This is a genomic window from Pseudomonadota bacterium, assembly GCA_039028935.1.
Lineage (GTDB): Bacteria > Pseudomonadota > Gammaproteobacteria > Steroidobacterales > SZUA-146 > SZUA-146.
In genome coordinates, this window is sequence record JBCCHD010000041.1 from 19,600 (window position 1) to 29,460 (window position 9,861).

5 protein-coding genes are annotated in these 9,861 nt (G+C 56.2%); 1 reads left to right on the forward strand and 4 read right to left on the reverse strand.

Annotated features, from left to right (window positions below; genetic code table 11):
- Positions 1-3: 3 nt before the first annotated feature.
- Positions 4-3,144, forward strand: coding sequence for an efflux RND transporter permease subunit (locus AAF465_14875; GenBank protein MEM7084010.1), 3,141 nt, complete (start codon positions 4-6; stop codon positions 3,142-3,144).
- A gap of 93 nt (positions 3,145-3,237) precedes the next feature.
- On the opposite strand, the gene AAF465_14880 is transcribed toward AAF465_14875, so the two are convergent.
- The 4 genes from AAF465_14880 to AAF465_14895 form a co-directional block, all read right to left on the reverse strand.
- The gene (locus AAF465_14880) at positions 3,238-4,422 is read right to left on the reverse strand and encodes a M14 family zinc carboxypeptidase (protein ID MEM7084011.1); all 1,185 of its coding nucleotides are present in this window, start codon (positions 4,420-4,422) and stop codon (positions 3,238-3,240) included.
- Positions 4,423-4,437: 15 nt separating this feature from the next.
- Entirely contained in the window at positions 4,438-5,709 is a 1,272-nt protein-coding gene (locus AAF465_14885; protein ID MEM7084012.1) for an FAD-dependent oxidoreductase, read from the reverse strand.
- Between the two features lie 3 nt (positions 5,710-5,712).
- A complete protein-coding gene (locus tag AAF465_14890) occupies positions 5,713-8,655 on the reverse strand; it encodes a TonB-dependent receptor (GenBank protein MEM7084013.1) in 2,943 nt (980 codons plus the stop codon).
- A gap of 98 nt (positions 8,656-8,753) precedes the next feature.
- Positions 8,754-9,671 carry a LysR family transcriptional regulator gene (locus AAF465_14895; protein ID MEM7084014.1) on the reverse strand — a complete coding sequence of 306 codons (918 nt, stop codon included), beginning with the start codon at positions 9,669-9,671 and terminating at the stop codon, positions 8,754-8,756.
- Positions 9,672-9,861: the final 190 nt, after the last annotated feature.

Consider the following 9,861-nt stretch of genomic DNA (forward strand, 5'->3'; position numbering starts at 1 on the left):
CGCGTGCTGGAGAGCGGCGTTCGTCGCGGCACCATTTTGACGGTTGCCGTACTGATTATCCTCGTACTGGGTATCGTGGCGGCCTTTCGCATTCCAGTGCAAATGATTCCTGATCTTGAAGTGCGCACAATTTCTGTGGTGACAGGCTGGCCCGGCGCAACCCCTCAGGATGTTGAAAAAGAAATTTTGATTGAACAGGAGCGATATCTTCGCGCGTTACCGAACCTAAACCGCATGGTGTCAGAAGCGCGATCTGGACAATCATCGATTGAACTTGAGTTCCCATTCGGCGTGGATATCAACGAAGCACTCATCCGCGTGAACAACGCTTTGAGCCAAGTCTCGACCTATCCGGAAAATGTCGATCAACCGCGGCTTTTTAGCAGTTCGTTTTCGAACAATGCGTTCATGTACTTTCGACTGCTGCCGGTGTCTGACAATCCGATGCAGCTCGATGTGGATTTGCTACGCGACTTTGCCGAGCGAGAAGTGCGGCCCAGAATGGAGCGAGTCAACGGCATCTCTGACATTGGTGTTGGCGGCGGTGCGGAGCGTCAGGTTCAAGTATTGGTTGACCCGTCTCGCTTGGCGCAACGTGGCTTGAGTCTGGGTGATGTTCGCAACGCGATCCGCACGCGTAATCGCGACCGGTCGGCAGGGGATATCGATAGCGGCAAGCGTCGTTATCTATTGCGGACGATCGGTCGTTTTGACGACATTGCGCAGCTAGAGGATTTGGTTTTAGTTCAACGAGCGGACGCGCAAGTTCGACTAAAAGACGTGGCTACCGTGGTTCTCGATCATTTCGAATTGCGCAGTATCTCGTACGCCGACGGCAAACCGGCCTTGAGTCTATCGGTGCGTCGTGAGGCTGGGGCTAACGTCATTCAAATCAAACGGCAGTTGATGCAGGTCATTGAGGAGATGAACCGCAATCTGCTTGCGGAGCGGGGGCTGAAGCTGACGCTCTCGAGTGATGACGTGCGCTATGTGGAAGACTCGATTGCCAACGTGTGGAAGAACCTTGCGCTGGGGGCGTTACTGGCGACCGCCGTGATGTTTTGGTTTCTGCGCTCGGCACGTGCCACCGTCGTGGGCGTGATCGGCATTCCAGTCTGTACGATCGCTGCGTTCATCGGTCTGCTTGCATTTGGACGTACGATCAATGTTATTTCGTTGGCTGGCATCGCGTTTTCGATCGGTATGACGTTGGACAACACCATCGTCGTGCTCGAAGCGGCGGAACAGAATCGCCGACGCGGTCTGAATCGAATTGAGGGTGCCGTTGCCGGCGTGCGCGAAGTGTGGCCAGCGGTGCTGGCGTCAACCCTCACGACTGTGCTGGTGTTTATGCCGATTCTGTTTATTCAGCAGGAGGCTGGCCAGTTGTATTCGGATATCGCCATTGCGATCTCGGCCGCCATTATTGCCTCGATGCTCGTCGCGGTGTTTGTTGTGCCTGCGGCCATTGCGCGACTCGGGTTCGGCGGTCATCTTGGTACACAGACCGTTAAACGCGAATCCTCACCACGGGGTTTACTGCGCGTGGTCGACTATATTATCCAGCGCCCGCTTCGCCGTTGGCTAACGATGATTACTGGCGTGATCCTCACCATCGGCCTGGCCAGCTGGCTGATGCCGGCGGCCGAGTACCTCCCAGAAGGCGAAGAGCCCAAAGCGTTTTCCAGCATGATCGCGCCGCCGGGTTACAACATGCGTGAAATGATGCTCATCGCCGATGAACTGCGCGCCCATTTTGATGTGCAGATCAATGCCGATCCGTCTGGGTTTGATCGAGGTGACACGACCACGCCGTCACTCAAGTACTACTCGCTCAGCGTATCGCCTGGACGCGTGTGGATGCTCAGTGAGCCGACACGAACCGACGACATACAACCGATGATGGACGCGATTACCGCGCGTTTTCGTTCGTATCCCGGTATGCGCGCGTTCTCGGCACGTGGATCGATCATCAGTAGCAACGATGGCGGCACGCGCGCGGTGGCGCTCGATATCTCTGGCCCAGACCTTGTCGACCTCTATGCGACGGCTGAGGCGGCCTATGTTGCGGCCGGCGAACTATTTGAGAACCCTCAAATCAGTTCTGATCCGTCCTCACTATCACTGGATCAACCGTTGATCGAAATTCGACCCCGCTGGCAGCGGTTGTCGGAGGTGGGGTTTAGCGCGGATGAATTTGGATTTACCGTATCGGCCTTGAGTGACGGGGCGTTTATTGATGAGTTTTTCCTTAACGACAACAAAGTCGACATCTTTTTATTCAGCACCGCCGGTACGCAGCAGAATCTCTCCAGTCTTGCTGCATCACCGATACGCACACCATCGGGTGCGGTGTTGCCGCTGAATGCGTTAGCCGATTTGGTCGAAGTGGCCGATAGCGACGCGTTGCGTCGTGTCGACGGAAGGCGCACCGTGACGCTGTATGTGATTCCACCTCGTGATGTCGCGCTTGAGACCGCTGTCAAAAGAGTGAGTGAGGAACTCGTGCCGTCTTTGCGCGCACAGGGCGCGATCGCGCAAAACGTGAGCATCAACATCACCGGTGCCTCAGATCAGCTTGACGCGACCAGAGAATCGTTGGCGGGGAATTTTGTCATTGCCGTTGTACTGATTTATTTGCTGCTCGTGGCAATTTTTAATCACTGGGGATATCCATTGTTCGTGCTGACCGCAGTCCCTTTAGGATTGGCGGCCGCGTTGGTCGGGCTTGTTGGCGTCAACGCGCTCGGCGCACTGGGCAATTTTCACCAACCCTTTGACATGATCACGATGCTCGGGTTTTTGATTTTGCTTGGAACGGTTGTCAATAATCCGATATTGATTATCGATAAGAGTCGGCGATTGTTAATGGATCGGAATAGAGCGGTGAAGGCCGCCGTGCTCGAAGCGATGCGTGCGCGAATACGTCCGATCTTAATGTCCACAGCGACGACTATTTTTGGCCTTGCGCCACTGGTTCTGTTGCCCGGCGAAGGAGCCGAACTGTATCGTGGTGTCGGCATTATTGTGTTGTGCGGGCTACTGTTTTCGACGTTAGTGAGTTTAACCTTTTTGCCAGCGTTACTGGTTACTGTGTTTGGTCGACGTACGCCGGTGGTGCACGCGACTGAAGAACACAGCTAACCGGCGTGTTTGGCTATTTATAAATGCGCTGGCGGGGATCACCTCGGAACCGTGTCGACAAGATTGAATAGCGGTCGCTGCGCTGACGTTGAGTCACGGCGCCCGGTGATGTTCGAGTAGAACACGCATCATCTCTCGTGCAAACACGCGCGCGGCATAGTCAGTTTGGACACGGTCGGTTTCATCGCCGACCTCGTAGGTGATGGCCGGAATGGAAAATCGCCCGTGCACATAGTTTTTTGACGTTGCAAGATCGGTTTGAGGGCGCTCGGCGCGCCCAAATACGTAGTTTGGCAGTTGGGGATGGCTTTGAGAGAGCCAACGCTGAGTAAAGCGATAGTCCGTGCCGTCTTCGCCCACGAACTGCGTGTAGAAAACGTTGCGACGCGTGGAATGAAAATCAAGAAATACGACCGGGCGCGTCGCCGGCGCGTTCGCCAGTCGATCCAGTAAGTCTTTTATTGCGCGGGTTTCAGGCTGCACAAAAGGACCCCAGTCGCGGTTTAGATCGGTACCTTGCGTGTTGTGTCGCCAATATCCACGTTTCACACCGTCCGGATTAAGAAAAGGCACCGCATAAACATTAAAGCGACCTCTAAAGCGCTCAGCGAGCGCACTGTCGCCAAGCACTTCTTCGACAAACGCGAGCATCGCTATGGCGCCGGTGAGTTCGGGTGGATGCTGTCGTCCCACCAAGACGACGCTGCCCTCACTGAGTGGCGTGTCGCTCGACACCATGGTCAGTGGGCGATTCTCCACGGAGTGGCCAATCGTATCGATAGTCAGATCCGAGCGTCGTTGAAAGGGCGCCAGCCACTTTGAATAGTCCGCTTGAGTGAGCAGCTCCTGGCCCGCGACATACACTGGGTTAGCATCAAGCGGAATCGTCAGCGTGGCGCGCATGCCATCGGATGTGGTGGCGATACGTGCCTGGTCAAGATAGGTCCATTGCCGCCCATCGGGACTCACTTTGGGCTGGTAGCGATGAGGATGCACCGTGTAAATCAGGTTGATGGTAACGTCTTCTGTCGTTGACGCGTTTGGTGTGAGGCGGAGGGCATACCATGGACTCGGATTGATGGGTTCGTCTTCCGGTTCGAGTAACACATCAATCGTGTCCTTTGCGACGACTCGGCACGCGCTTAAGCCGCCGCCGTCAAAGTCGGCATCGAGGGTTACCGACTCAGTGACACATCGACCACTGCGGTCGAAAGGAGGTGGGCTGATACAGGCGGTCAATCCCAGAGCTAACGTGATGAGAAGCGCAGAGCGAAGCATAGTATTCCTTTTGAGTTAGGCCGCGTTGCGATGCGCCGGAGGTTGAATCGCGGTGGCGAGCCGTTCGGCCGTGGCCGGCGCCAACGTCCATCCGTACATGCCGTGCCCCATGTTTAAGTATACGCCGGGCACGTTGGTTGCGCCGACAATCGGGAGCGAGGAGGGGGTGGCGGGGCGTATGCCGGTCCATGTCGAATGCAGATGATAAAAATCGGCGGCGGCAGGAAACCGTTGGCGGGCAAGGTGCAGCAGCGCATCAATGCGGTCGCGGCGTGTCGCTTCATCGGGTGGTCCAAAGTCAGCGAAGCCCGCGATTCGAATATAGTCACCAATGCGTGAACACACGACTTTATGGCGCGCATCGGTGATCGCGACCTGGGGCGGTTCCATGCCAAGCGGAGCAGTAATGCTATAGCCCACCACGGGCACAATCGGAAGCTGGATATGGTGATGCTTGAGCAGTCTTTGACCCGCTGAGCCCGTGCAGATGACCATGGCGTCACAGTCCATCGAACTCCCATCCGACAGCCGTAGAGTGAGCCCATCGCCAGTCTTGCATTGGGCGGTATCAACATTGAGATTGAAGCGAAACTGTGTGCCAAATAACTGCGTGCACTGTTTCGCTACTTGATGACAAAACCGCTCTACATCGCCAATCTCATCCTGCTCGAACCACACGCCACCCGCCAACTGGCCCGCAATGTGCGCAAGGGCTGGATCAAGGGCCAGGCATGCGTCGCGATCCAACACCGTCGCTGCGCTGACATTGGGCAGTTGCGCAGCGATTCGATCCAGTGCCTGCACACTGTCGTAGATCGTTAACTTGCCCGATTGGCGTCGCGAAAAGCGGGCACCCGTTTCATCGCAGAGACGGTCGAGCGCGTCTTTCGACGCAGCCGCTAACTCCGAAAGCGCCTTAGCGTGGCGCTGGTAGGCACTCGGCAGACAAGCTCGTGTAAAGCGCAGCAGCCAGGCAGGCTCGCGCAGGAGAAAGCGCCAGGGAAGCGTAAAGGCACGGTCCTGACCAAGTAAAATAGACGGGGCTTTTTTGAGTATGTCCGGAGACGCCATGGGCGACGCAAACCCAAACGACAGTTGGCCGCCGTTAGCAAAACTACTTTCCATTGCCGTGCTGGGTTGTCGTTCGATCACCGTGACGGTGTGACCTTTACGTGCCAAGGCGTAGGCGGTCGTAACGCCCACTACGCCGGCTCCGACTACGACCGTTCGCATTCTGTCCTCCTCGCGAAGCCTAAGCCCGGCGACATCCGGTGTCGCCGGGCCGATGGATTAGAAGTCTTTGCGAAGATCCAAGTAGACGAAGCGACCTCGATTGGAGTGAAGCGTATCGAAATAACCGCTGGCAAACTCATCGGCAATCGGTGGGTCATCGTCGAACACATTGCGCGCACCCAGGCGAATGCGCGTGTCGCCGCCCAACCAGCCGCCAAAGGTGTATTCGGCGTAGAGACTCAGCATGTCAAAGTCATCGACAACAAAAATCTCGCCATCGGGGCCGGTCACGGAAGTGTCGACCACCTCGCCGACAAAACTGTAGAAAGCACCGGCACCCCACGCGCCGCGATTCCAGCGTAGGCTCGCGCTTGAGCGCCACTCCGGCCGACCGTTTTGTTCAATAAGGTCTTCCGATCCTGGTACATCAACGGCATCGTTTATGGTGCCCGCCGCGATCGCGTTAATGAGATCGGCCGCAGGCGGGGAAGGCTCTTGAAAGGCCTTATCCAGTTTGGCGGCGTTAAAGGCCAAATCGAACTCGCCAAAGCGCGACGTATCGAAACGCCACTGCACGCCAAAATCGACGCCCTCAAACTCGCGTGGCGTCAAATTGGTGTAGCTGTCGAGCACTTCAACAATTTCACCGACTGGCGTCAGACCGGCTGCGGTAAACAGCGTGACCGCATCGGCGTCCGGTGCTGCGCGCACCACATTAGGATTTGAACCACCTTGAAGACGCAGCAGGTAGTCGAGTGATATCTGATTTTGATCGCCGAAAATTCCCACCACATCGGTTTGCTCGATGCTCCACCAGTCGACCGTAAAGGTCACGCCATCAAGGAAACTGGGCTGGTAAACGAGGCCAAAGGTGACGTTCTCGTTTTCTTCAGGCTCCAGATCCGGGCCGCCTGACCGGACGCTTTCAATGGAATTGCCGTCACACTCGCCGGTGTCAAACGGTGTGCCGTTCGCGCGAGCAGTCGCTTCGCAGACGATCCAATCTTCGCGGCCGCCATTCACCCGCCGAATACCGGTCGCGTTAATCTGCTCGAGATTCGGCGCACGAAAGCCCTCTGAATAGGCCGCGCGAATTTGTAGGTCGGGATGGGGGTACCACGACAACGCCACCTTCGGTTTGACCACGCTGCCGACATCCGAGTAATCCTCAGCACGAAACGCCACTTGTGCATCCAGGCTTTCGACCAGCGGAATGTTCATGTTGTCGCTGAGCAGTGGCACGGCGAATTCGACATAGGCCGACAGCACATCCCGGTCACCGTTGGTATCGGGAGTCGGACTGGAACCCACCACGTCGCTGCCGATGACGTTGCCCGTTACGATGTCGGTAAACACAATGGTGCCATCCAAACGATCATCGCGATCATCTTCGAAGTCTTCTTGCCGAAACTCCAAACCGACAGCCATGCCAAGATCGCCCGCCGGCATTGACCGTACCGAGCCATTGGACAGTTTGAAGTCGATCAGTGACAGCGACGTGGTGCCTATACGCGAGACCGGTACGATAAAACCGTCGATCGTGGACTGAGAGTTAGCCGTGAGGTTGGGTGCATTGGTGTCGGTGATGTTGCCACCGGCAAAAATGTTGTAGGCATCGGGCGTGGTGCGCGCGATGGCCTGCTGAAACAGCGTCGTGCTCATGCGGTTGGTCACATCCTCTGTTTCTGCCTCCGAGTGCAAAACCGCCGATTCCCAATCCCACGAATTCCACTGTCCGCGCAGACCGCCAAGTAGTCGATAGGTGTTGTTCTCAACATTGATGATGCGCTGGCCGGCATCGAGGGCTCGGTAGTCGCGCACCTCTAGATCCACGCCAAAGGGGTTGTAAAACGCGGTGGCCGGCACAGTGAATCGACCACTGGATAAGACCTGGGCGGTTTCACGCCGCTTGCGATAATCGGAGTGGTAGTAGATCAGTTCGCCAAAGAAGGACAGGCCGCTGTCAAACTCATGATTTAAAAACGCCATGAAGTTTTGCCGTTCGGTGTCGCCTGTGAGCTCACGATAGCGTGATCGATTGAGGCGCAATGCGGTATCGATGCTGCCGCCGTTATCGGCACAGACACCGTTGCCCAGATCGACAAGACAGCCATCGAACGAGGAGGGCTGAATATGAAAGTCATCATCGCCAATGGCGGCAATGGCGCCACCCAAGGCACGAAATTCAGCGAACTGCGTTTGCGTGCTCAGATTTCGCAGCTGTGTATCGCCCTCAAACGGTGTGCCTTCGAAAAACACCCGCAAGTCTTCGGTGCCGGAATAGAATCGATCGGTGGCCGGCATGGCGCTTCGATCTAGGAAGTTGCCGAAAATAGAGAGATTGGTGCGACCGTCGTTGAAGTCGGTGCCAAACTTGAGTGTACCGGTCCATTCTTCCAGATCGGTGCCGGAGGAATTGCCGTTGCGCAGCGATATGGTTAACCCTTCAAAATCGCTCTGTGTAATCGTGTTGATCACACCCGCGACCGCGTCAGTGCCGTAAATGGCCGCGGCGCCATCGCGAAGCACTTCCAGTCGCTCGATACCGGTCACAGGCAGGGCGTTCGCGTTGACGGTGACCACGGGCACGAAGCCTTCGCTTTGCGTTCCCGGGTGTAGGACAAGCCGTCGACCGTTGAGCAACACAAGTGTGTTACCGGTGCCAATCCCTCGCAGGTTAATTGATCCAATATCGCCTCGGGCACCGTTTACGCCCGTAAAGGACGACTCATTAAACGACACCTGACCGACTTGTGGAATCGAGCGCAGCAATTCTTCACCACTGGCGACACCGGTCACTTCGATGTCCTCGACACTCAGCACGGTGACGGGTAGGGCACCCGCGATATCGGAGCCGCGAATCTGCGACCCAACAACGAGTACATTCTCCACCGGTCCGGCCTCTTCGTCCGAATCGGAATCCTGGGCAAGGCTCGGCGTAGCGAGTCCCAGGCCAAGACTCAACAGCAACAAAATTTTCAACGACTTTAACGCTGACATAGCTTAGTCCCCCAACAGATAAATGCTCTGAAGTTCACCGTGACATACGCGTAAGGTATTGTGCAAGCGGCTTTTTATTGGGAGGGTATAACCTATGGTTATGACTTACGACAAGGTGCCTCAAGTCCATTCAGTCGCGTTGTGAAGTGCTCGATTAACAGTGATTCCTCGGGTGACAGGCTGTGCTCCTCGCGGACGATGGCACCAACGGTAAAGGACAACTCCTCATCAAGTGGCAGGCAATCCACTGCGTCCGACGACGCTTCGCGCGCCGAATACTCATCGACGACGGCCAGTCCTAATCCACGCGCGGCCATCGATTGAGCGAGGTAATAGGTGTTGGCGATAATGGTTCTCGCACCGGCTTTGCCAGAGGCAACGACGCGTGCATCGATTTGAGAATTCAATATGCGTCCAAGGGGGGCCTCGGCACTGAGCTGGATAAGCGGCTGTCCTTTGAGGTCGCCGAGCTGCACCGTTTGCTTTGATGACGGCCAATGGCCCTTGCGCGACAAACACACGAAGCGGGCGGTGGCCAACGGGACGATTCGTAGCCCGCGTCGATGACGGGGGTGATACACCACAGCGATGTCGATCGTCTCGTTTCGGATGGCAGCGACAACTTCATCGTAATGCAGCGTTTCTAAATAGATGTTCACTTGCTCGTGGGTTTCAGCAAAGGCCGCGATGGCGTCAGCGCCAACCGACAACGCGATACTCGGCGCCATAGCAATACGTATCAGTGCCTTATCGCGAAGTGCAACGTTCCGAAGAGCAACGCGGAAATGTTCAAGTTCACCCATAACCCGCGAAGCAGACTCGTACAGCTCGTCGGCTTTGCGAGTGGGCACCAGTCCTTGTGCACGCCGTTCAAACAGCGCAAAGCCAAGCTGTTCCTCGGTTAATCGCAACGATTTGGATAAAGCCGGCTGCGACACATTAAGCACAGCGGCAGCCTGACTAATCGAGCCCGCCGTATAAATCGCGTGGAATATTTCAATTTGTCGAGTACGCATGAATAGTAAAACCCTGTTGGGGAATAGACAGGCCCTTACAGTTCGTAAGTGAACCGCCCCGGGTTTACCGGAGGGGTTTTAGTTTGAGTCAGGCGGCCACAGCCTGACCCTCGTTTTGATAATACAACATCTCGTATTCTGCTGGCGGTATGTCGCCGATGGGTTCAAGTAGCCGACGGTTGTTGAACCA